Source organism: Simplicispira piscis (genome assembly GCF_054783455.1).
This window is the reverse complement of sequence record NZ_BAAGQN010000023.1, coordinates 3,811-24,427: the sequence shown is the minus strand read 5'-3', so window position 1 is coordinate 24,427 and position 20,617 is coordinate 3,811. Positions and strand designations below refer to the sequence as shown.

Here is a 20,617-nt window from a genome sequence, read left to right as displayed (position 1 = left end):
CATCGCCTGAATGCCCGCCGCAGAATCCCTCGACGCCTTGTTGGTGCGTGTACGCGCCTGCCAACTCTGCGCGGCGCACCTGCCGCTGGGCCCCCGCCCGGTGCTGCAGGCGGCCACCGGTGCACGCATCCTCATCGCCAGCCAGGCGCCGGGGCGCAAGGTGCATGCCTCGGGCATTCCGTTTGACGACGCCAGCGGCGAGCGCCTGCGCGCCTGGATGGGCATCACAAGCGCCACGTTTTACGACCCCCACCAGGTGGCTATTTTGCCCATGGGGTTTTGCTTTCCCGGCACGGGCCGCTCGGGCGACCTTCCCCCGCGCCCCGAATGCGCCCCAGCCTGGCGCAAGCCCTTGCTCGACCACCTGCCTGATGTGCGGCTCACCCTGGTTCTGGGCCAGTACGCGCTGGCTTGGCATCTACCCCTGCAGCGCGGCACGCTGACCGAAACAGTGCGGCAATGGCGCAGCCGCAGCCCTGTGCTGCTGGCGCTGCCCCACCCCAGCCCGCGCAACAACGGCTGGCTGCGGCACAACCCGTGGTTTGAGGACGAACTGTTGCCCGTTCTGCGCGAACAGGTGGCCCGCGCGCTGGCCTGACGACGGGCCTCCCTGCGCGCTCTACCCATTCCAGCTATGCTGACGGGCCCATCCCTGCACCCCATACCCCGCCATGCTGCTTGCCGCCAACACCGTCGTTGCATTGATTGCGTTGCTCCACGTCTACATTCTGGTTTTGGAGATGTTTTTGTGGGACAAGCCCGCCGGCCTGCGCGCCTTTGGCATGAAACAGGATCTGGCCACGGCCACGCGGGTGCTCGGAGCCAACCAGGGGCTGTACAACGGCTTCCTGGCTGCAGGGCTGTTCTGGGGTCTGTGGCTGGGCGACGCCGGCCTGCAGGTCAAAGTCTTCTTTCTGCTGTGCGTGCTGGCGGCCGGTGTTTTTGGCGCAGCCACGGCCAGCCGCAAGATTTTGTTCATTCAGGCAATACCAGCGACCATCGGCCTGGCATTGCTGGGGCTGGCCTGAACAGGCGCCCGGCTATTGCTTGAGCACGTCCACCCCTGCCGGTGGTTTGAACTGGAAGGTGGCAGCAGACAGCGAAGGATTGGCCTGCAGCCGGGCAAAGCGGATGACCGAGCGCTGACCAAAGCTATCGAGAATCTCCAGCACCTCCAGTTGATCGCCACGCAACCCCACGCGCACGCTCTGCAACTGCCCATCCCGGGCCTTGGGCGTGGCCTGCACCCACTGCAGGCCATCGTGTTCAGGCGCGGATTCGAGCGCAAAGTCAGCACGCAAGGCCCGCAGATCAGGGGCTGAAGCCAGCAAAGCTGCCGGCGTGCTGCCCAGCGCCTGCGCCTGGGGCCGCTGGGTCACCTGGTTCAGGTCCACGTCGTAGAACCACAGCGTCTGGCCATCGGCCACGATGGTTTGCTCGAACGGTTTTTTGTACTCAAAACGAAACCGCCCCGGGCGCTGGAACTCAAAATGTCCACTGGAGGTTTTCTGGCGTGCGGCCTGCCCATCCTTGCCCGGGGTGGTCACCACCTGGGAAAAGTCGGCCCGTGCGGCCTGCGTGCCCTGCATGAAGGACTCAAGGCTTTTTAGGCCGTCAGCGCTTGCCCACTGGGCGCTAGCAGCTATCAAAAAAGTAATGATTGTTTTCTTCATGGCAGTTCCTTCAACGCACCGTACTCAACCCGCAGCGCACGCAATGGCCGTGGCCCACCCCAGCGGCGCAGGGGGATAGCCCTCACTCTCGTGCAGGCACCAGCACCTCGCGCTGGCCGCTGGTGGTCAGCGCGCTGACCAAACCGGCTTTTTCCATGTCTTCGAGCAGGCGCGCCGAGCGGTTGTAGCCAATACGCAGCTTGCGCTGCACGTACGAGATGCTGGCCTTGCGATCCTTGAGCACCACTTCGACCGCCTGGTCATACATGGGGTCTTTTTCGCCGCCATCACTCCCGCCTTCACCATTGAGATCACCGTCGCCGTCCATGGTTCCGCCTTCAAGCACACCCTCTATGTAGTCCGGCTCCCCCTGTTGCTTGAGGTAATTGACGACACGGTGTACTTCTTCGTCTGACACGAAGGCGCCGTGCACGCGGATCGGCAGGCCGGTGCCGCTGGCCATGTAGAGCATGTCGCCCATGCCCAGCAAGGCCTCGGCGCCCATCTGGTCGAGGATGGTGCGGCTGTCGATCTTGGAGCCTACGGAGAAAGCAATGCGGGTAGGAATGTTGGCCTTGATCAAGCCCGTGATCACGTCCACACTGGGGCGCTGCGTGGCCAAAATCAGATGAATGCCCGCAGCCCGTGCCTTTTGCGCCAAACGGGCGATCAGCTCTTCAATCTTCTTGCCGACCACCATCATCAGATCGGCCAGTTCGTCGATAACGACGACCACATGCGGCAGGCGCTGCAGCGGCTCGGGCGCCTCGGGGGTCAGGCTGAAGGGGTTGCTGATGAACTCTTCACGTGCTGCGGCTTCGTCAATCTTCACGTTGTAGCCGGCCAGATTGCGTACGCCCAGCTTGCTCATCAGCTTGTAGCGCCGCTCCATCTCGCCCACGCACCAGTTCAGGCCGTGCGCGGCCTGCTTCATGTCGGTCACCACAGGCGCCAGCAGGTGCGGAATGCCCTCGTAGACCGACATTTCCAGCATCTTGGGGTCGATCATCAAGAGACGCACGTCCTTGGCCTCGGCCTTGTAGAGCAGCGAGAGGATCATGGCGTTGATACCCACCGACTTGCCCGAGCCCGTGGTACCGGCCACCAGCACGTGCGGCATCTTGGCCAGATCGGCCACCACCGGGTTGCCCACGATGTCCTTGCCCAGACCCATGGTCAACATGGACTTGGCCTCGTGGTAAACCTGCGAGCCCAGAATTTCCGAGAGCTTGATGGTCTGGCGCTTGGCATTGGGCAACTCCAGCGCCATATAGTTCTTGCCGGGAATCGTCTCGACCACGCGGATCGACACCAGACTCAAGGAGCGCGCCAGATCCTTGGCCAGGCCCACCACCTGCGAGCCCTTCACGCCGGTGGCCGGTTCGATCTCGTAGCGCGTGATCACCGGGCCCGGCATGGCGGCCACCACGCGCACCTCCACGCCAAAGTCCTTGAGTTTCTTCTCGATCAAACGGCTGGTCATCTCCAGCGTTTCGGGCGACACCGTTTCCTGGCGCTGCTGGGCGCCGTCGAGCAACTCCACCAAAGGCAGACGGCTGTCGGGCATATCGGTGAACAGGGGTTTCTGGCGCTCTTTCACGACGCGCGTGCTCTGGGGAACTTCGACCAGAACAGGCTCGATGATCTGGACAGGGTGCGGGTGGTGCACCTCGGTTTCGGCGCGCTCTTCAAACACCACTTCCGCGCGCTCGCGCGCAGCGCGCTTGCCTTCGGCCAAATCCTTGGCCACCTCGCGCTTGGTGCGGCCCAACTGCACCAACGCATCGATGCGGGAGCCCAATCCTTCAGCCACATGCCCCCACGAGAAACGAAATACCAGCGCTGCGCCCAACACCGCCAGCACGATGCAGGCCAAGCCCGAGCCGGTGAAGCCCAGCCAGCGCATGCTGGCCGGCCCCACCAGATACCCCAGCACGCCACCGGCATGGCCTGGCAGGGCGGCTTCGAAACGGTACAACCGCGACCACTCCAGCGCCGTGCTGGCACACAGCAGCAACACCAGGCCGCCCCAGAAAAGACTGCGCCAGACCAGCGGGTGGCTGACTGCGGTAGCGTGCGGCACCTCGCCCCCGCGCATCCAGTGCGCCAGCGAAGACAGCCAGGCACGCACGCCGGCCGCCACGCACCACCAGACGGAAAAACCCAGAACAAAATAACTGCCATCGGCCAGCCAGGCCCCCAGGCGGCCTACCCAGTTACGCACCAGTACGGTCCCGCCCACGCCGGAGGTGGACCACGCCGGGTCCATGGGTGAATAACTCAGCAAGGCCAGCAGCCAGAAAACCAGGGCCAGCAGACCCACGACCAGCCCCATTTCATGGCCAAAACGGGCACCTGCAGTGCGTGGGGCGGACTTGTCGCCCGAGGATGCGTTCAGTGTGTTCAGGGAATAGGTCATAAGCGTGCGGGCGAAGCTTACCCCATGGCTCCCTGCCTGCGCAGGGCGCCTGGGCGAGCGTCAACTCAGCGTGGACAAGCGATTTTTCAGAATCATTGCGCCCGACGGCAGGGTTTCGATGAAGCCCCGCGTTTCCAGGTCTTTCATCACACGGCTGACCATTTCCCGCGAGGCACCGATGGTTTTCGCCAGATCCTGTCGCGACACCTTGCCCATGATCACCTGCTGCCCGTTCGCGTCGGTCTCCGCCTCTTCCAGCAAGGCATGCGCCACACGGCCATACACATCCAGCAAGGCCAGTGACTCTATCTTGCGGTCGGCCTGGCGCAGGCGCTTGACCAGTCCACGCATCACGACCAGAGACATCGCGGTGTTCTCGCTCAGGCAGCGGGTGAATTCTGCACGCTCCAACTGCAGCACGTCCGTCTGCACCTCGGCCCGCACGGTGGCGCTATGGGGTTCGTTGTCGATGATGCTCATCTCGCCCAGGTAGTCGCCCTGGCCCAAGGTGGCCAGAATCACCTCGCGCCCGCGGCTGTCGGCGGCCGTGACGCGGGCGCGCCCTGTCAGCAGCAGGTACAGCGCATCGGACTTCTGGCCCTGTTCCACCAGGGCTTCACCGCGCTTGAAGCGACGCTTGACCACCGCGCTGCCAATGGCTTCGGCCTGTGCCACCGTCAAACGGGAAAACAGGGGGACACGGCGCAGCAGATCCAGGTTCGACAACATCGCCATAGCAACATCTCCTTGCAATAAACCGACAGCACGCACGGCCATTGGTTTTTTCAATCTCCGTGACAGAAACAAGATTTGGGTGCGATCAGCAACACTTGGTTGATACTTGGGGTTTCATCCCCCAAATGGATTGATACCCTTCTTTTTTCATGCGCCTTGGGCGCACAAACCCGAGCTTTTACCATGTCCACCCCCCAACACGCCAAAGTTCTCATTCTCGGTTCCGGCCCTGCGGGCTATACCGCAGCCATCTACGCGGCCCGCGCCAATCTGAACCCGGTGCTGATCACCGGCATGGCCCAGGGCGGACAGCTCACCACCACCACCGAGGTGGACAACTGGCCCGCCGACGTGCATGGCGTGCAGGGCCCGGCGCTGATGCAGCGCTTCCTGGAACACGCCGAGCGCTTCAAAACGCAGATCATCTTCGACCACATCAACAAGGTCGATTTCAGCCAGCGCCCGTTCACGCTCACGGGCGACAGCGGCACGTACACCTGCGACGCACTCATCATCGCCACGGGCGCCTCAGCCAAATACCTGGGCTTGCCATCCGAGGAAGCCTTCATGGGCAAGGGCGTATCGGGCTGCGCCACCTGCGACGGCTTCTTCTATCGGGACCAGGAGGTGTGCGTCATCGGCGGTGGCAACACCGCCGTGGAAGAGGCCCTGTACCTGTCCAACATCGCCAGCAAGGTCACGCTGGTGCATCGCCGCGACAAATTCACGGCCGAGCCGATCCTGGTGGACCACATGATGGAAAAGGTAGCCGCAGGCAAGATCGAACTCAAAACCTTCCACACTCTGGATGAGGTGTTGGGCGATAACTCTGGCGTGACCGGTATCCGCATCAAGAATGTCAAAGACGGCACGACCCAGGACATCGCGCTGCAAGGCTGCTTCATCGCCATTGGCCATGCTCCCAACACCGAGATTTTCCAAGGCCAGCTCGACATGGAAGGCGGCTACATCATCACGCGCGGCGGCCTCAAGGGTTTTGCCACGCAGACCTCGGTCCCCGGCATCTTTGCCGCGGGCGACGTGCAGGACCACGTATACCGCCAGGCCATCACCAGCGCCGGCACCGGCTGCATGGCCGCACTGGACGCACAGCGCTACCTGGACCAGGGCTCTGCCGCCTGAGAACGCGCTATAATCCATGGCTTTGCTAAAACTGGCTGCGCATTGCGGTGTGCGGCTGGGGCCCTGATGGACCACCGGCAATCGGGTTACCGCCACCCTTTCTGGCGAGGTGAGGCTGCAAGCATGCCGGGTTTTTAACAACCACAGGCCCTTGCTGGCAGCCGTTATATATATCGGAGTGTCCTCATGGCACGCGTCTGCGAAGTAACGGGCAAGAAGCCCATGGTCGGGAACAACGTTTCCCACGCCAACAACCGAACCAAGCGCCGGTTCCTGCCGAACCTGCAATACCGCCGCTTCTGGGTCGAAACCGAAAACCGCTGGGTGCGTCTGCGCATCTCCAACGCTGGTCTGCGTCTGATCGACAAGAACGGTATTGATTCTGTGCTCGCAGACCTGCGCGCACGTGGCCAAGCTTAAGGAGAAACACCATGGCAAGCAAAGGCGGACGCGACAAGATCAAGCTGGAATCCACTGCGGGTACCGGTCATTTCTACACCACGACCAAGAACAAGAAGACGATGCCCGAAAAGATGCTGATCATGAAATTTGATCCCAAGGCACGCAAGCACGTCGAATACAAGGAAATGAAGCTGAAGTAATTCAGCCCAGGCTCCTTGCCAAAAACCGCCCGGCGCGAGCCCGGCGGTTTTTTTGCGTCTGCGCAGAGCAAAAACGGATCAAAAAACCCGCTGATTCTGTTTCCAAATCATGCGTGTCTAGGCGCGAAGCCGCCGACAGTGCTGTAGCACGGCAAGGCGAAGCAACAACGACACGGATGATTTAGAAATGGAATGACTCGATACGCCAGCGGGTTTTCAACTTGGAAGCAAAAGGCATCAAAAACTCGGGATGCCCCTCACGCTGCTCAGCTCCGTTGCCACACCGCGGCGAAGAAACCATCGGTCTGGTGACGGTGCGGCCACAGGCGCAGGTAGCGGCTGCCGGTTTCACCGCCGCTGCACAGCGTGGCGGCGTCCGGCACCTTGAGTTGTGCCAGCAATTCGCCGGCATCGAGTGGCACGAATTCGGGGTGCTGGAGCGCAAAGGCTTCGGCAATGGCTTCGTTTTCCTGCGGCAGCACGCTGCAGGTGGCGTACACCAGACGACCGCCCGATTTCAACAGGCGTGCGCTGCTGTCCAGAATGGCCGCCTGCTTGACCACCAGCTCCTCCAGGGCCTGCGGGGTCTGGCGCCACTTCAGGTCGGGGTTGCGGCGCAGCGTGCCCAAGCCAGAGCAAGGGGCGTCAACCAGCACCCGGTCGATCTTGCCCGCCAGGCGCTTGACCCGGTCGTCACGCTCGTGCGCAATGGCAGCAGGGTGCACGTTGGACAGGCCGCTGCGCGCCATCCGGGGCTTGAGGGCGTCGAGCCGGTGGGCCGCCACATCAAAGGCATAGAGCCGCCCCGTGCTGCGCATGGTGGCGCCAATGGCCAGGGTTTTACCGCCCGCGCCAGCGCAGAAATCGACCACCATCTCGCCGCGCTTGGCGTCGAGCAGCAGCGCCAGCAGTTGCGAGCCTTCGTCCTGCACCTCGATCGCACCGCGCACAAAGGCGGGCAGCTTCGCCAGTGGCGGCTTTCCGCTGGCGCGCAAGCCCCAGGGCGAATAGGGTGTTGCTTCTGTTTTGATAGCTGCTTGCGCAAGCTCCTTTTGCACATCAGCCCGTTTTTCCTTCAAAACGTTGACACGCAGATCCAGCGGCGCACTGCGCGCCAGCGATGCCACCAGAGGCCAAAATTCGCTGCCCAACTGTTCCTTGAGCGGCTGTGCCAGCCATTCGGGCAGGTTGTGGCGGTGGCGCTCCAAGAGTTCATCTTCCTGCACGGCATCGCACTGCGCCAGCCACTGCTGCTCGCGGTCGTTCAAGGCCGCGCGCAAAAAGTCGCGCTGGCCATGCATGGCCTGGGGGTTGGCACGCCGCGCCTCCTCGTCCTGCCAGTGGGCAAAGCCCAGGATGGCCATGCGCCGCTCCTTGGGACCCGAGCCGGACGGTGACATGTGGTCAAACAGCAGTTTCTTGCGCAGCACGGTGTACACCGTCTCGGCCAGGGCGGCGCGTTCACGCTGGCCAAGGCCCCGGTGGTCGCGAAAGAAACGGGACACCACGGTATCGGCCGGGTGTTCAAAAGTAAGGGTCAGCCTGACGAGTTCCGCGCAGGCGTCCAGAAGGGCGTTGGGATGCATGGGCGCCATTGTCCCATCCTTGCCCCGACAGGGCATTGAAATCTGGCTCAGACCTTATCGGCCGGCGGCGGGTCAGGCAACAGGCAGGCTTCGACGAGTTGCAGATCGTTGTCGCGGGCGAAGTTCATCACAAAGTCCCAGGCCATGGGCTCATGGCCCTGCAGCGCCCGGTTGACCACCACGCACTTGACACCATTGAGCGTGGTCGGAATGCACCAGGGGGAATAGCTGAGGTGGCTGCCGGGACGGGCGCCTCCGGGCCTGAAGCTGCTCATCACCCCGGCCAGGCGTTCGGCCCAGTCACTCGGGCGGAAGGTTTTTCCGCAGAGCGTGATGCCTTGAATGAAGACTTCTTTACTGGAAGGAGAAACCATCGGGTAGTGGTGGGTTAAGGACGGATAGGCAGGATCGCTGCTTGTTGCGCCGCAACACAGCATTCTAACTCTTATATAAGACTTTGCCGACACCCCGCTGACGACACTGGCGCACGCATTGCAGTGATGCGTATTCGTCACCGCAGCGTGGCGGCACACGCCCTAGAATCGGTTCTCGATTTTTCCAGGGCTGCATCTGTCGCAGCCCGTCACCCGCCCCGTCTGGAGAACTGTGCATGACCGCCTTCATTGAAGCCGCCTCGCCCCATGTGATGAACACCTATGGCCGCGTGCCCATCGCGCTGGCCCGTGGGCAGGGCTGCCGCGTCTGGGACGTCAACGGCAAGGAGTACCTCGATGCACTGGGCGGCATCGCCGTGAACACGCTGGGCCACAACCATGCCCGGCTGGTACCTGCGCTGCAGCAGCAGCTCACGCAGCTCATCCACACCTCGAACTACTACCACGTGCCTCTGCAAGAGACGCTCGCCGCCAAGCTGGTGGAACTCTCGGGCATGAGCAACGTGTTCTTCTGCAATTCGGGGCTGGAAGCGAACGAAGCGGCGCTCAAGATCGCACGCAAATACGGCGTGGACAAGGGCATCGCCAAGCCCGAAATCGTGGTGTACGAAAAAGCCTTTCATGGCCGATCCATCGCCACCATGTCGGCCACCGGCAACCCGAAGATCCACAACGGTTTCGGCCCGCTGGTCGAGGGTTTCGTTCGCGTGCCGCTCAATGACATTGCCGCCATCAAGGCGGCCACCGAAGGCAACCCCAACGTGGTGGCGGTGTTCTTCGAGACCATCCAGGGCGAAGGCGGCGTGAATCCCATGCGCGTCGAATACCTGCAGCAGCTGCGCAAGCTGTGTGACGAGCGCGGCTGGCTGATGATGATCGACGAAGTGCAGTGCGGCATGGGCCGCACGGGCAAGTGGTTTGCCCACCAGTGGGCGGACATCCTGCCCGACGTGATGCCGCTGGCCAAGGGCCTGGGTTCGGGCGTGCCTATTGGCGCGGTGGTGGCGGGCCCCAAGGCCGCCACAGTGCTGCAGCCGGGCAACCATGGCACCACCTTCGGCGGCAACCCGCTGGCCATGCGCGCCGGGGTGGAAACCATCCGCATCATGGAAGAAGACGGCCTGCTGCAAAATGCCGCCACCGTGGGCGCGCACCTCAAAACCGCGCTGCAAGGCGCTTTGGGCAGCCTACCGGGCGTGAAGGAAGTGCGCGGTCAGGGCCTGATGCTGGGCGTGGAACTGGCCAAGCCCTGCGGCGTGCTGGTCGGCCGTGCGGCAGAAGCGGGGCTGCTCATCAGCGTGACAGCCGAGAGCGTGATCCGCATCGTCCCGCCGCTCATCCTCACCACCGTTGAAGCCGACGAAATCGTTGCCCGGCTGGCCCCCCTGGTCACAGCCCTCCTGGCCGAATGACACCGCCGCACGAGACACGCATGAAACACTATCTGCAATTCAAAGATTTCACCGCCGACGAATACGCCTATCTGTTCGAACGCGCCGCTGTCATCAAGAAGAAATTCAAAGCCTACGAAAAGCACCACCCTCTGGTGGATCGCACGCTGGCCATGATTTTCGAGAAAGCCAGTACCCGCACGCGCGTGAGCTTCGAGGCCGGCATGTACCAGCTCGGCGGCAGCGTGGTGCACCTGACCACGGGCGACAGCCAACTGGGCCGCGCTGAACCCATCGAGGACAGCGCACGCGTCATCAGCCGCATGGTCGATCTGGTGATGATCCGCACCTTCGAACAGACCAAGATCGAGCGCTTTGCAGCCCATTCGCGCGTGCCCGTCATCAACGGCCTGACCAACGAATTTCATCCCTGCCAGATCCTGGCCGACATCTTCACCTTCATCGAGCACCGGGGCTCCATCGCCGGCAAGACGGTGGCCTGGGTGGGCGACGGCAACAACATGGCCAACACCTGGCTGCAGGCCGCCGAGTTACTGGACTTCAAGGTCCATGTGAGCACTCCGCGCGGCTACGAAGTTGATGAGAAATTGGCCGTTGGCGCAGGCGGGGCAAGCGCTGCCAGCTATCAATTTTTCAGCAACCCCAAAGACGCCTGCCGGGGCGCAGACCTGGTTACCACCGACGTGTGGACCAGCATGGGCTACGAAGCAGAGAACGAAGCGCGCAGAAAAGCCTTTGCCGACTGGTGCGTGGATGAAGACATGATGGCCACGGCCCGCCCCGACGCCCTGTTCATGCACTGCCTGCCCGCCCACCGCGGCGAAGAAGTCGATGCCGACGTGATCGACGGCCCTCAGTCCGTGGTGTGGGACGAGGCAGAAAACAGGATGCACGTGCAAAAGGCACTCATGGAGTACCTTTTGCTCGGCCGCGTAGCATGAAGTGCAACGCGGTGGCGCGCCAGCGCCAGCATCCTGTTTCGGCGCAGGCTCATGGCCGCAATGCGGACGTGAAGCAGCCGCAGGCTGCGGGCCGAAGCCAAAACCGCATGCACGTGCAAAAGGCACTCATGGAGTACCTTTTGCTCGGCCAGGTGGCGTGACCCACCCCTGCCTCACCTGTGGTGCCTGCTGCGCCAGTTTTCGCGTGGACTTCTCGGTGTACGAAACCCAGGAGATGGGCGGCGACGTGCCCGACGGGCTGGTGGTGGAAGTAACCGACACTCTGCGCCGCATGCGCGGCACCGACCACAGTCCGCCGCGCTGCGCAGCACTCACGGGCAAGGTGGGCAGCCAGGCCGCCTGCGGCATCTACGAATGGCGCCCCTCGCCCTGCCGCGAATTCGCCGCGGGCAGTGAGGCCTGTGAGCGGGCCCGGTTGCGGCATGGCCTGCCGCCCTACCCTGCGGGTGTTTTATTGGGCCTATAGCGCTTCACCATCAGCTTTCAAAACCATCAAAATAAACGTTTTAAACAAGGCTACCTTGCAAGACTGCCGTGCGCTGGATGCGAAAGACCCGGTGCATGCCCTGCGCGCGCATTTCACGCAGCGAGGCGGCGTCCTTGACCTGAACTGCAGCTCGCTGGGCGTCACGCCCACAGCCGCGACAGGATGACGTGGCCATCCGGATGCGCACGCATGTGAGCTACCGCAGTCGCCGCAGCTTCGTCCGCGCCTTGCGCCCATCCCCACTGGCTGCGGTTCACGAACCGGCGCGCCAAGCGTCCAAGGCGCCTTCCATAAAGTGCAGGAACCGTGCGTCGTTGACATAGCCAACGTTCAGCCGCAACGCCTGCTGCGCCCCATGGCGATCTGGATAAAACACGGAACCTGGTGCCAAGAAAATGCTTCGCTCCGCAGCGCTGCGCACCAAAGCCGACTCTGTCATCCCCTGCGGCAGCTCCACCCACAGGTAGTAGCCGCCCGACTGGCTGTGATGCACGGCAAGGCCTAGGCGCTCCAGCGCCTTCTGCCCGGGCCCGAGAGCCGCGCTGATTCGCTCTCTCAGGCGGCTCAGATGGCGCCAGTACTGTCCGCTCGAGAGAAGCTGGTGCACGATCCGTTCGACAAATTCGGATGTGGACACCAATGTCAACATCTTGAGGTCGCACAGAGCATGGATGCGGTCCGCCGCACCAGCGATGTAGCCCACGCGCAGGTCGGCAGACAAGGTCTTGGAAAAGCTGGACACGTAGATCACCCGTTCCAACTGGTCCAACGCCGCCAGGCGCGGCACCGTGGCAGGCAGCAGATCGGCAAACGGATCGTTTTCCACGACCAGAAAGCCATGGGTCGCAGCCATCTGCATCAGCCGGTGCGCCTTGGGCAGGCTGATCGAGCCGCCCGTGGGGTTGTGCGCCAGCGACTGCGTGAAGAACACCTTGGGGCGGCGCGTCTGCAGGATCGCTTCCAGCGCATCAAGGTCCGGCCCATCAGCCTGACGCGGGACCCCCAACATCTGGACCTTGGCCAGCCGGAGCTTGCCAAACAAGGGGTAGTAGCCCGGCGCGTCCACCAGGACCTCGTCCCCCGCCTCCAGCAGCTGACGCACGATCAGGTCGAGCGCATGGTTGGCGCCTTGGGTGAGCAGCACCTGCCGCTCATTCACATGAATGCTGCGCTCACACAACATGTGGGCGATGGTCTCGCGCAGTGGCAAATAACCCCAGGACGTCCTGTAGCCATGCTCAATTTCGGTCATTCCATGGGATCGCGCGCGACGCAGGTGCTGGCGCAGTTCTGAGCCTTCTATCCATGAGGCGGGTGGCCGCCCCTCCCCCACGCGCACCTCGTAGTGCCGCTCGAGCTGCTCGCGCAGCAGCGACACCACGTCTACCGCCTCGGTCACGTGCAGCGGTGGCAACTGGGCCCGCAGGCCAGGGGGCTGCTTGCGCACGTAGTAGCCCGAACCGGCACGCGCCTCCACATAGCCACGTGCGGCCAAGCGCGCATAGGCCTCCACCACCGTGTTACGGCCGACCCCCTCCTTCGCAGCGGCATCACGGATCGAGCGCAGGCGAGAGCCCACCGCGATTCCGCCCTGCTCAATCGACTGCGCAATGCGCTGTGCCAAGGCCATTACCTTGCTGTGGGAAACCGCCACATCCTTTTCCCGCGTCATGTACTTCCTTTGGTGTATCTGTTTTTGATGGATACAGTTTCTGTTCCTGCACCCAAACTGTACCCATCAATGCACCGGCAGGCATCCTATACTTTTTTGCGCCCTTTCCACAGGGGCCAACGAAGGGCGGTGCGACACAAGAACAGCACGCCAATACACGGCGGACATATCAACCGACAGGAGACACACATGGCAGATCAATCCATCAATCGACGCAACATCCTCAAATCCTCCCTGGCCGCAGCCACTGCCGTGGGCGCTGCAGTACCGCTGGTCAGCCACGCCCAGGCGACCGTGACGTGGCGCATGCAAGCCCTGTGGGACGGCGGCACGACACCGCAAAAGTTTGAAGAACGCTTTGTGGCCCGCGTCGCCGAGCTTACCGGTGGCCGGTTCAAGATCAACCTGTTCGCTGCCGGGCAGATCGTGCCCGCTGCACAGGCCTTTGACGCCGTGCGGGGTGGCGCGTTCGAGCTGATGAAGACTTTCGACGGCTACGAGGCAGGGAAGATTCCGTCGTTTGCTTTCACCAGCACCATCCCGTTCGGTTTCCCAGAGAGCGATCAGTACGAGGCTTGGTTCTACGAGCGCGGCGGGCTGGATATGGCACGTCAGGCCTATGCACCGGCCGGCCTTCACTACATTGCACCCACGGTGTATGGTCAAGAGCCACTGCACTCGAAAGTGCCAATTCGCAAAATGGCCGACCTGGCTGGCAAGAAGGGCCGCTTCGTGGGCCTGGCCTCGGCGGTGATGGGCGCCATGGGCGTTGCGGTCACGCCGCTGCCCACGGGCGAGGTGTACACGGCGCTCGACAAGGGCGTGATCGACATGGCCGACCGCGGCGATCTGACGGCCAACTTCGAAGCGGGTCTGGCCGAAGTGGCGAAATACGTCATCGTGCCGGGCTTTCACCAGCCCACCACCGCCGCCAGCTACGTTGCCAACCGGGGCGCATACGACAAACTGCCCGCTGAATTCAAGGCAGCCTTGGCGGTGTCTGCACGTGAAGTCTCGGCATCGCTGCGCCAACACATCCTGGTGAATGACGCCACGGTGCTGGCCAAGTACCAGGCCAAGGGTTGCGAGGTCATCCATTTCAACGCGGCCGATATTGCCGCCGCCCGCCCCAAGGCGATGGCGTCCTGGCGCGCCGCCACCAAGGGCGACGCACTGGCCTCCAAGATTCTGGACAGCCAGGTGGCGTTCATGAAGGAACTGGGCTTGCTGGCCTGATCTTCAAGCGCGGGCCAGGCGCCTGGCCCGCGCGCACCGCCCGGTCGGCGCGCCTTGTAATTGCGCGCGGCCCCTGTATCGGCGGCCCCCCTTGCTCACCAGGAGTCACGCATGCCTCAATGGCTTATCTTCTCCACATCTGCGATCACCACCCTCAACCGCTGGATCTTCCAGGCGACGGTGTGGTTGATGGCCATCGTGGTTCCCGTCATGCTCTACGAGGTCGTGGCGCGCTACCTGTTCAATGCCCCCACGGTATGGGGCATGGAGCTGGCCGTGCTGCTGTTCGGCCCCTACTTTCTGCTCGGCGGCCCTTACCTTCTTCACCTCAAGGGCCACGTGGCGTTGGATGTCGCGCGCGAACGCATGAGCCCCTCGTGGCAGCGCCGGTTTGACTTGCTGAACTATCCCGTCATCGTGGTGTTCTGCATCATCCTGCTGTACTTCAGCCTGCCCTCGGCGCTCAGTGCGTTCAACTACCGCGAGACGAGTTTCTCGGCCTGGAATCCGCCCATCTGGCCCTTCAAGGCCACCGTGCCACTGGCCTTGGTGCTCATGCTGCTGCAGGCGGTGGTCGAATTTCTCAATACGCTGTTCACGCCTGCGGATGTCACCTACGGCAGCACTGGCAGCTTGCCTATAGAGGGACACCCATGAGCCCCAACATGATCCTGCTGCTGATGTTCGGCGGCCTCACCGTATTCATGCTGACCGGTCTGCCGATTGCCTTCGTGCTGGGTGGACTGTCGCTGCTTTTCACCGTCACGCTGTGGGAGCCCAACGCTGTCATCGTGATCGTGCTGCAGATCTACGACACCATGAAGTCAGAGGCGCTGCTGGCCATCCCGCTGTTCATCCTGATGGCCTGCATCCTGCAGCGCTCGGGCGTGATCGAAGACCTCTACAAGGCCATGGAACTGTGGTTCGGGCGACTGCGCGGCGGCTTGGCTATCGGCACCGTGATCATCTGCGTGATGATGGCCGCCATGACCGGCGTGGTCGGTGCGGCCGTCACCGCGATGGGCATTCTGGCGCTGCCGGAGATGCTGCGCCGAGGATACAAACCCGAGCTGGCGCTGGGCACGATCTGTGCCTCCGGGACCCTGGGCATTCTGATTCCACCCTCGGTGCTGACCATCGTCTACGCGGTGACCGCGCAAATCTCCATCGGCCAAATGCTGATCGCCGGCATCGTGCCGGGCCTCCTGCTCGCAAGCCTGTACATCGGCTATATCGTCGTCGTGGGGTGGCTCAAGCCAGAGTGGGTGCCGATCGATCGCTCGATGCGCAGCGCGCCATGGCGCGAAAAGCTGCTCTCGCTGAGGACGCTGGTGTTCCCGATTTTTCTGATCGTGCTGATCCTTGGCTCGATCTTCTTTGGCATCGCCACGCCCACCGAATCGGCCGCAGTGGGCGTGGGCGGCGCCTTGCTGCCGGTGCTGTTCAAGCGCAGCATCAGCTTGGCCATGCTGCGCGCTGTCGGCGCAGAGACACTCAAGGCAAGCGCCATGATTCTGTGGATCACACTGGGCGCCAAAGCCTATGTGGCGATCTTCACCGGGCTGGGCGGCGCCGACACGCTGCTGCAGTTCATCCAGGGGCTGGAGGTGAACCGCTGGCTGATTTTGGGGGCCATGATGCTGCTGCTCATCTTCCTGGGCACAGTGCTCGACGAGTTGGGCATCATCCTGCTGACAGTGCCGGTGTTCCTCCCCATTGTCCGTCTGCTGGGCTTTGACGAGCTGTGGTTCGGCGTGCTCTACGCCATCACCATCCAGATGGGCTACATCAGCCCACCGTTCGGCTACACGCTGTTCTACATCAAAGGCACGCTGCCCAAAAACATCGGCATGAGTGCGGTCTACCGCGGCATCCTGCCCTTTGTCGGATTGCAGGTCGTCGGCCTGCTGATTTGCGCCGCCTTCCCCGACCTCGTGACCTATCTGCCCAGGCTGATGGCTGCGCGCTGAGCGCACCCAAGCGGCCTGCCCGGCACCATTTTTTTCTTATTGAACCTCCGTCAGAAATCACCATGACCACCCACACGACTCCTCCCAGCAGCCGCATCAGCGGATTTCACAAGCTCGATGTACCCGCCCGCATCGACGCTGTCGCCCATTTCGCCGGCCTCGACGAGGCCGACAAGGCGCACCTGCTCAACACCGGCAACCTGCCGCTCGAACTGGCAAGCCACCTGATCGAAAACGTCATCGGCACGATGAACATCCCGATCGGCATCGCCACCAACATGAAGATCAACGGCCGCGACCGGCTGATCCCCATGGCCACGGAAGAGTCGTCCGTGGTGGCCGCTGTGTGCAACGCTGCACGCCAGTGCTACGACCAAGGTGGTTTCATCACCTCGATGTCGGGCACTGAGATGATCGCCCAGATCCAGCTGACCCACGTGCGCGACCCGCAGAACGCACGCATCAGCATCCTGGAGCGCAAAGAAGCGATTCGCGCCCTGTGCGACGCCTGCGATCCGGTGCTGGTCAAATTCGGCGGCGGCTTCCGGGACCTGGAAGTGCGGGTGCTCGAAACGCGCGGCGGCCCCATGGTCATCACCCACCTGATCGTCGACACACGCGACGCCATGGGCGCCAACGCGGTGAACACCATGGCCGAGAAGATCGCCCCGGAAATCGCCGCCTGGACCGGCGGACGCACCAATCTGCGCATTCTCTCGAACCTGGCCGACCGGCGTTTGGCACGGGCGCGCTGCGTCTGGCGCACCGCCGACATCGGCGGCGACGAGGTGCGCGACGCCATGCTCGCGGCCTACCAGTTCGCCGAGGCCGACCCGTACCGCGCCGCCACACACAACAAGGGCATCATGAACGGCATCAGTGCTGTGGTCCTGGTCACCGGTAACGATACCCGGGCGGTAGAAGCCGGCGCCCACGCCTATGCGTCACGCAACGGCCACTACGGCAGCCTCACCAACTGGGAAATCACCAACGATGGCGACCTGGCCGGCTCCATCGAAATTCCCATGGCAGTGGGCTTGATTGGCGGCGCGACCAAGTTGCACCCTACGGCCAAGGCCGCACTCAAAATTCTGGACGTGGGCTCGGCCAGCGAACTGGCGCAGATCATTGCGGCAGTGGGCCTGGCACAGAACTTCTCAGCCCTGAAGGCGCTGGCGACTTTCGGTGTGCAAAAAGGACACATGGCTCTGCACGCACACAACATCGCGATGATGGCGGGCGCCACAGGCGATGAAATCGACCGCATCGCCAAGGTACTGGTGGCCGAAGGCGCCGTTCGCCTGGATCGCGCCGAGACTGAACTCAAGCTCTTGCGTAGCAAATGAATTTGCGCTGCTGCGCCTGGTCGGCACCAGCGGCGTGAACGATTTGCGCCACATGCTCGACATGGCGCTTTTGACCGGCATCTGTGCGTTGTGCGCGGAGCGGTAGAGCGCAAGCGTGCTTGGGCGACGGCACTGCGGCGAGGCGTACGTCCTATCCCCGTCCGCGCCGCGTCCTGGCACCGTCTGTGCCGCTGGTTGATGCTGTTGCGTCTACTCTCGACATTCGCTACTGAACCAGACCGACCGGACGGTCACCGCTATCTTGGCCACCGGCCTGCAGCACGACTTTGGCCGGACGTTGTTCTCGCCCCTGCTGCGCCAGCACGATCACAGGACGCTGGCCAGGCAAACATTTGATGAAATTCGGCTCTAGCGCTTTACAGCAAAGCGCGAGCAGCTATAAAACATATAGCTATTGCATGCAACCTCAGAGGGCAAATCACGAGCCCTCAATGCCTGGATTCCATCCAGACCGTCTTGCCACCCTTGCCCGGTGCGCCCTGCGACACGGGGGTGGCGCAACCTCCGCAGTCGCTGCACGCGCCGCACGAAGGCGCCTTGCCCAGCGCAGGGCGCAGGGAACCCAGGCGCTTGCGCAGGGCTGAGGGCATCCAGTACCACAGCGCATACAGGCCCGCCAGGGCCACGATGGCACCCACCGCCAGGTTCTGCCACATGTTCAGCCTCCTCCCATGGCCAGCGCCACGCGGTAAGTGATCCAGCTGGCCGCGTAGGCCAGCGCAAACAGGTAGGTCGCCATCAGCAACGCCATGCGCCATGAATTCGTCTCGCGGCGCACGGTGGCCAGGGTGGAAAGGCATTGCGGTGCAAACACAAACCACACCAGCAGCGACAAGGCCGTCGCCAGCGACCACTGCTGTGCGATCAGGGGACCCAGCTGGCCCGCCACATCGTCGCCTGTGGCCGACAACGCATATACCGTACCCAGCGCACCCACCACCACCTCGCGTGCGGCCATGCCGGGCACCAAGGCGATGGAAATCTGCCAGTTGAAGCCCAGCGGTGCAAAAACATGCTCCAGCGCGCGGCCCATCTGACCGGCCATGCTGTACTGAATGGCGGGGCCGGTGGCACCGTCCGGGGGCGCCGGATAGGTGGACAGGAACCACAGCAGCACCGTGAGCGCCAAGATGATGCCGCCCACACGCTTGAGGAAGATGGCCGCCCGTTCGTACAGCCCCCGTGCCAGGCTGCGCGGACTGGGCAGACGGTAGGGCGGCAGCTCCATCAGCAGCGGCGAAGGCCGCACCTTGCCGCGCCAGATTTTGAGCACCGCGGCCACAACCATGGCACCCAGAATGCCGCCCATATAGAGCGCAAACATCACCAGCCCCTGCAGGTTGAAGAAGCCGCCCACGGTGCGATCGGGGATGAAGGCCGCGATCAGCAGCGCATACACCGGCAGGCGCGCCGAGCAGGTCATGAGCGGCGCGATCATGATGGTGACCAGCCGCTCACGCCAATGCGTGATGGTGCGCGCAGCCATGATGCCCGGGATGGCGCAGGCAAAACTCGACAGCAACGGAATGAACGAGCGCCCCGACAGCCCCACCGTGCCCATGACGCGGTCCAGCAGAAAAGCCGCACGCGGTAGGTAGCCCGAGTCTTCGAGCGCCAGGATGAAGAAGAACAAAATCAGAATTTGCGGCAGAAACACCAGCACGCCCCCCACACCGGCGACGATGCCGTCCACCAGCAGGCTGCGCAGCACGCCGCCGGGCAGGTGGGCCTGCAGCCATTGGCCCAGAGCGTCCATCGCGCCGGTGATGGCGTCCATGGGCACAGCCGCCCAGCTGAACACGGCCTGGAACATCAAAAACATGGTCCCCGCCAAGATGAGCATGCCCCACAACGGGTGCAGCACCACGCGGTCAATGGCGTCGTCCACGCGCAGCAGGCCCTCAGGCTCGCTCACCGCAAGGCGCAGGATGCGGCGTGCCTCCTGTTGGGTGCGCAGCACCTGTGTGGGGCCTTGCGCCTCCCAGGGCAGCGCCTGCACGGGGCCCTCGGGGCGCCAGCCATCCAGCCATTGCAGCAGCTCTTTGGCCCCGCCCTGGTGGATGCCCACGGTTTCCACCACCGGCATGCCCAGCTCACTCGACAACAAGGCACGGTCAATGGCGATACCGGCGCGCCGCGCCGCATCGCTCATGTTCAGCGCCATCACCATGGGCAGGCCCATGGCGCGGGTCTCCAGCACCATGCGCAGGCCCAGCTGCAAGTTGGTGGCATCGACCACGCACACCAGCAGGTCGGGAGCCGCCTCACCGGCGCGCTGGCCGGTGATGACGTCGCGCGTCACAGCCTCGTCGGCGCTCAGGGCGTTGAGACTGTAGGCACCGGGCAAATCCAGCACCCGAACCTGGTGCCCCGAGGGCGTGGTGAGCTGCCCCTCCTTGCGCTCGACCGTCACGCCGGCGTAGTTGGCGACCTTCTGGCGACTGCCGGTCAGCAGGTTGAACAGCGCCGTCTTGCCGCTGTTGGGATGGCCCAGCAAGGCCAGGCGCAAGGGCGCGGTGGCGGTCATCATGCAGCTCCGGCGGCCGGGGGCGTGGTGCTGATGCGGATCAAGGCGGCCTCGCGGCGGCGCAGCGCAAAAGTGCTGCGGCCCACGCGCACGGCGAGCGGGTCACCCGCGGGAAAGGAACGCGCCATCACGCGCACGCGCTCGCCGGGCAGGAAGCCGATTTCCAGCAGGCGCAGCAACAGGTCGCCATCCTGCGCAGCCGCTTCCATGTGCAGGCCGACAACCCAGGCGTCAGTGCGCAGGGGCAAATGGGCCAGTTCGCAGCCCACTTCGTCCACCGTGCACGGTGCATCCATCGCCATCAATGCTTCCATGATTTCCTAAATATAAACAATTCTCATTAATTAATTGTACGCCGCCTGTTTACCGCTGCCCAGCCTTTGCGGAGCGATCTCCCCGCCCGGAATCGGGCCGGGCCATCAGTTCTTGCG

Annotated in this window: 21 protein-coding genes; 12 read left to right on the top strand and 9 right to left on the bottom strand. The window is 63.4% G+C overall.

Going from position 1 to position 20,617, the window contains the following annotated elements:
• Positions 1 to 10: 10 nt before the first annotated feature.
• Positions 11 to 598, top strand: a complete 588-nt coding sequence (locus tag ACYVOC_RS16180; protein ID WP_461162456.1) for a uracil-DNA glycosylase family protein — start codon at positions 11 to 13, stop codon at positions 596 to 598.
• Positions 599 to 671: 73 nt separating this feature from the next.
• Positions 672 to 1,028 (top strand): DUF1304 domain-containing protein, encoded by a 357-nt coding sequence (locus ACYVOC_RS16175; protein ID WP_461162455.1) that lies wholly within the window; start codon positions 672 to 674, stop codon positions 1,026 to 1,028.
• Positions 1,029 to 1,040: 12 nt separating this feature from the next.
• On the opposite strand, the gene lolA is transcribed toward ACYVOC_RS16175, so the two are convergent.
• From lolA to ACYVOC_RS16160, 3 genes are all read right to left on the bottom strand, one after another.
• The gene (lolA, locus tag ACYVOC_RS16170; protein WP_461162454.1) at positions 1,041 to 1,673 is read right to left on the bottom strand and encodes an outer membrane lipoprotein chaperone LolA; all 633 of its coding nucleotides are present in this window, start codon (positions 1,671 to 1,673) and stop codon (positions 1,041 to 1,043) included.
• A gap of 82 nt (positions 1,674 to 1,755) precedes the next feature.
• Positions 1,756 to 4,092: a DNA translocase FtsK gene (locus ACYVOC_RS16165; protein ID WP_461162453.1), complete on the bottom strand. Its 2,337-nt coding sequence runs from the start codon at positions 4,090 to 4,092 to the stop codon at positions 1,756 to 1,758.
• A 60-nt stretch (positions 4,093 to 4,152) separates the two neighbouring features.
• Positions 4,153 to 4,827, bottom strand: a complete 675-nt coding sequence (locus ACYVOC_RS16160) for a Crp/Fnr family transcriptional regulator (RefSeq protein WP_461162452.1) — start codon at positions 4,825 to 4,827, stop codon at positions 4,153 to 4,155.
• 183 nt (positions 4,828 to 5,010) lie between these two features.
• Here ACYVOC_RS16160 and trxB point away from each other — a divergent pair, with 183 nt between their 5' ends.
• The 3 genes from trxB (at position 5,011) to rpmG (ending at position 6,572) form a co-directional block, all read left to right on the top strand.
• The gene (gene trxB / locus ACYVOC_RS16155; protein ID WP_116003162.1) at positions 5,011 to 5,970 is read left to right on the top strand and encodes a thioredoxin-disulfide reductase; all 960 of its coding nucleotides are present in this window, start codon (positions 5,011 to 5,013) and stop codon (positions 5,968 to 5,970) included.
• A 186-nt stretch (positions 5,971 to 6,156) separates the two neighbouring features.
• Positions 6,157 to 6,390 carry a 50S ribosomal protein L28 gene (gene rpmB / locus ACYVOC_RS16150; RefSeq protein ID WP_116003161.1) on the top strand — a complete coding sequence of 78 codons (234 nt, stop codon included), beginning with the start codon at positions 6,157 to 6,159 and terminating at the stop codon, positions 6,388 to 6,390.
• A gap of 11 nt (positions 6,391 to 6,401) precedes the next feature.
• Entirely contained in the window at positions 6,402 to 6,572 is a 171-nt protein-coding gene (gene rpmG, locus ACYVOC_RS16145) for a 50S ribosomal protein L33 (protein WP_008904999.1), read from the top strand.
• Positions 6,573 to 6,838: 266 nt separating this feature from the next.
• On the opposite strand, the gene ACYVOC_RS16140 is transcribed toward rpmG, so the two are convergent.
• Together ACYVOC_RS16140 and ACYVOC_RS16135 are read right to left on the bottom strand one after the other, a co-directional pair.
• Entirely contained in the window at positions 6,839 to 8,158 is a 1,320-nt protein-coding gene (locus tag ACYVOC_RS16140) for an RsmB/NOP family class I SAM-dependent RNA methyltransferase (RefSeq protein WP_461162451.1), read from the bottom strand.
• Between the two features lie 47 nt (positions 8,159 to 8,205).
• Positions 8,206 to 8,532: a DUF3579 domain-containing protein gene (locus ACYVOC_RS16135; RefSeq protein WP_116003160.1), complete on the bottom strand. Its 327-nt coding sequence runs from the start codon at positions 8,530 to 8,532 to the stop codon at positions 8,206 to 8,208.
• Positions 8,533 to 8,768: 236 nt separating this feature from the next.
• Between ACYVOC_RS16135 and ACYVOC_RS16130 the strand changes: the two genes are divergently transcribed.
• The 3 genes from ACYVOC_RS16130 to ACYVOC_RS16120 all read left to right on the top strand — a co-directional run bounded on the left by ACYVOC_RS16130 (position 8,769) and on the right by ACYVOC_RS16120 (position 11,393).
• Positions 8,769 to 9,965 (top strand): acetylornithine/succinylornithine family transaminase, encoded by a 1,197-nt coding sequence (locus ACYVOC_RS16130; RefSeq protein WP_461162450.1) that lies wholly within the window; start codon positions 8,769 to 8,771, stop codon positions 9,963 to 9,965.
• Positions 9,966 to 9,985: 20 nt separating this feature from the next.
• Positions 9,986 to 10,906, top strand: a complete 921-nt coding sequence (argF, locus tag ACYVOC_RS16125; protein ID WP_461162449.1) for an ornithine carbamoyltransferase — start codon at positions 9,986 to 9,988, stop codon at positions 10,904 to 10,906.
• Between the two features lie 157 nt (positions 10,907 to 11,063).
• Positions 11,064 to 11,393, top strand: coding sequence for a YkgJ family cysteine cluster protein (locus ACYVOC_RS16120; RefSeq protein WP_116003157.1), 330 nt, complete (start codon positions 11,064 to 11,066; stop codon positions 11,391 to 11,393).
• A 274-nt stretch (positions 11,394 to 11,667) separates the two neighbouring features.
• Here ACYVOC_RS16120 and ACYVOC_RS16115 read toward each other — a convergent pair whose 3' ends face one another.
• The gene (locus ACYVOC_RS16115) at positions 11,668 to 13,086 is read right to left on the bottom strand and encodes an aminotransferase-like domain-containing protein (protein WP_461162448.1); all 1,419 of its coding nucleotides are present in this window, start codon (positions 13,084 to 13,086) and stop codon (positions 11,668 to 11,670) included.
• Between the two features lie 189 nt (positions 13,087 to 13,275).
• On the opposite strand from ACYVOC_RS16115, the gene dctP reads away from it, so the two are divergent.
• From dctP to ACYVOC_RS16095, 4 genes are all read left to right on the top strand, one after another.
• Entirely contained in the window at positions 13,276 to 14,322 is a 1,047-nt protein-coding gene (gene dctP / locus ACYVOC_RS16110) for a TRAP transporter substrate-binding protein DctP (RefSeq protein WP_461162447.1), read from the top strand.
• Between the two features lie 111 nt (positions 14,323 to 14,433).
• Positions 14,434 to 14,979 carry a TRAP transporter small permease subunit gene (locus ACYVOC_RS16105; RefSeq protein WP_116003154.1) on the top strand — a complete coding sequence of 182 codons (546 nt, stop codon included), beginning with the start codon at positions 14,434 to 14,436 and terminating at the stop codon, positions 14,977 to 14,979.
• The gene (locus ACYVOC_RS16100; RefSeq protein WP_116003153.1) at positions 14,976 to 16,292 is read left to right on the top strand and encodes a TRAP transporter large permease; all 1,317 of its coding nucleotides are present in this window, start codon (positions 14,976 to 14,978) and stop codon (positions 16,290 to 16,292) included. Before ACYVOC_RS16105 ends, ACYVOC_RS16100 begins: the two co-directional genes overlap by 4 nt.
• A 62-nt stretch (positions 16,293 to 16,354) precedes the next feature.
• Positions 16,355 to 17,638, top strand: coding sequence for a hydroxymethylglutaryl-CoA reductase, degradative (locus ACYVOC_RS16095; RefSeq protein WP_116003152.1), 1,284 nt, complete (start codon positions 16,355 to 16,357; stop codon positions 17,636 to 17,638).
• 449 nt (positions 17,639 to 18,087) lie between these two features.
• Here ACYVOC_RS16095 and ACYVOC_RS16090 read toward each other — a convergent pair whose 3' ends face one another.
• From ACYVOC_RS16090 to ACYVOC_RS16080, 3 genes are read right to left on the bottom strand one after another with little or no spacing between them, the layout of a single operon-like run.
• Entirely contained in the window at positions 18,088 to 18,315 is a 228-nt protein-coding gene (locus tag ACYVOC_RS16090; RefSeq protein ID WP_461162446.1) for a hypothetical protein, read from the bottom strand.
• Between the two features lie 2 nt (positions 18,316 to 18,317).
• A complete protein-coding gene (feoB, locus tag ACYVOC_RS16085) occupies positions 18,318 to 20,189 on the bottom strand; it encodes a ferrous iron transport protein B (protein WP_461162445.1) in 1,872 nt (623 codons plus the stop codon).
• On the bottom strand, positions 20,186 to 20,500 hold the full coding sequence (locus tag ACYVOC_RS16080) for a FeoA family protein (protein WP_116003149.1): 315 nt from the start codon (positions 20,498 to 20,500) through the stop codon (positions 20,186 to 20,188). The genes feoB and ACYVOC_RS16080 overlap by 4 nt, the downstream gene beginning before the upstream one ends.
• Positions 20,501 to 20,617: the final 117 nt, after the last annotated feature.

Excerpts from the sequence above, each read along its gene's own strand:
- feoB (WP_461162445.1), bottom strand. The coding sequence starts at position 20,189 with ATGATGACCGCCACCGCGCCCTTGCGCCTGGCCTTGCTGGGCCATCCC.
- ACYVOC_RS16140 (WP_461162451.1), bottom strand. The coding sequence starts at position 8,158 with ATGCATCCCAACGCCCTTCTGGACGCCTGCGCGGAACTCGTCAGGCTG.
- ACYVOC_RS16165 (WP_461162453.1), bottom strand. The coding sequence starts at position 4,092 with ATGACCTATTCCCTGAACACACTGAACGCATCCTCGGGCGACAAGTCC.
- trxB (WP_116003162.1), top strand. The coding sequence starts at position 5,011 with ATGTCCACCCCCCAACACGCCAAAGTTCTCATTCTCGGTTCCGGCCCT.
- ACYVOC_RS16135 (WP_116003160.1), bottom strand. The coding sequence starts at position 8,532 with ATGGTTTCTCCTTCCAGTAAAGAAGTCTTCATTCAAGGCATCACGCTC.
- ACYVOC_RS16090 (WP_461162446.1), bottom strand. The coding sequence starts at position 18,315 with ATGTGGCAGAACCTGGCGGTGGGTGCCATCGTGGCCCTGGCGGGCCTG.
- ACYVOC_RS16100 (WP_116003153.1), top strand. The coding sequence starts at position 14,976 with ATGAGCCCCAACATGATCCTGCTGCTGATGTTCGGCGGCCTCACCGTA.
- argF (WP_461162449.1), top strand. The coding sequence starts at position 9,986 with ATGAAACACTATCTGCAATTCAAAGATTTCACCGCCGACGAATACGCC.
- ACYVOC_RS16130 (WP_461162450.1), top strand. The coding sequence starts at position 8,769 with ATGACCGCCTTCATTGAAGCCGCCTCGCCCCATGTGATGAACACCTAT.
- ACYVOC_RS16160 (WP_461162452.1), bottom strand. The coding sequence starts at position 4,827 with ATGGCGATGTTGTCGAACCTGGATCTGCTGCGCCGTGTCCCCCTGTTT.
- lolA (WP_461162454.1), bottom strand. The coding sequence starts at position 1,673 with ATGAAGAAAACAATCATTACTTTTTTGATAGCTGCTAGCGCCCAGTGG.
- ACYVOC_RS16180 (WP_461162456.1), top strand. The coding sequence starts at position 11 with ATGCCCGCCGCAGAATCCCTCGACGCCTTGTTGGTGCGTGTACGCGCC.
- ACYVOC_RS16095 (WP_116003152.1), top strand. The coding sequence starts at position 16,355 with ATGACCACCCACACGACTCCTCCCAGCAGCCGCATCAGCGGATTTCAC.
- rpmG (WP_008904999.1), top strand. The coding sequence starts at position 6,402 with ATGGCAAGCAAAGGCGGACGCGACAAGATCAAGCTGGAATCCACTGCG.
- ACYVOC_RS16080 (WP_116003149.1), bottom strand. The coding sequence starts at position 20,500 with ATGGAAGCATTGATGGCGATGGATGCACCGTGCACGGTGGACGAAGTG.
- ACYVOC_RS16115 (WP_461162448.1), bottom strand. The coding sequence starts at position 13,086 with ATGACGCGGGAAAAGGATGTGGCGGTTTCCCACAGCAAGGTAATGGCC.
- ACYVOC_RS16175 (WP_461162455.1), top strand. The coding sequence starts at position 672 with ATGCTGCTTGCCGCCAACACCGTCGTTGCATTGATTGCGTTGCTCCAC.
- rpmB (WP_116003161.1), top strand. The coding sequence starts at position 6,157 with ATGGCACGCGTCTGCGAAGTAACGGGCAAGAAGCCCATGGTCGGGAAC.
- dctP (WP_461162447.1), top strand. The coding sequence starts at position 13,276 with ATGGCAGATCAATCCATCAATCGACGCAACATCCTCAAATCCTCCCTG.
- ACYVOC_RS16105 (WP_116003154.1), top strand. The coding sequence starts at position 14,434 with ATGCCTCAATGGCTTATCTTCTCCACATCTGCGATCACCACCCTCAAC.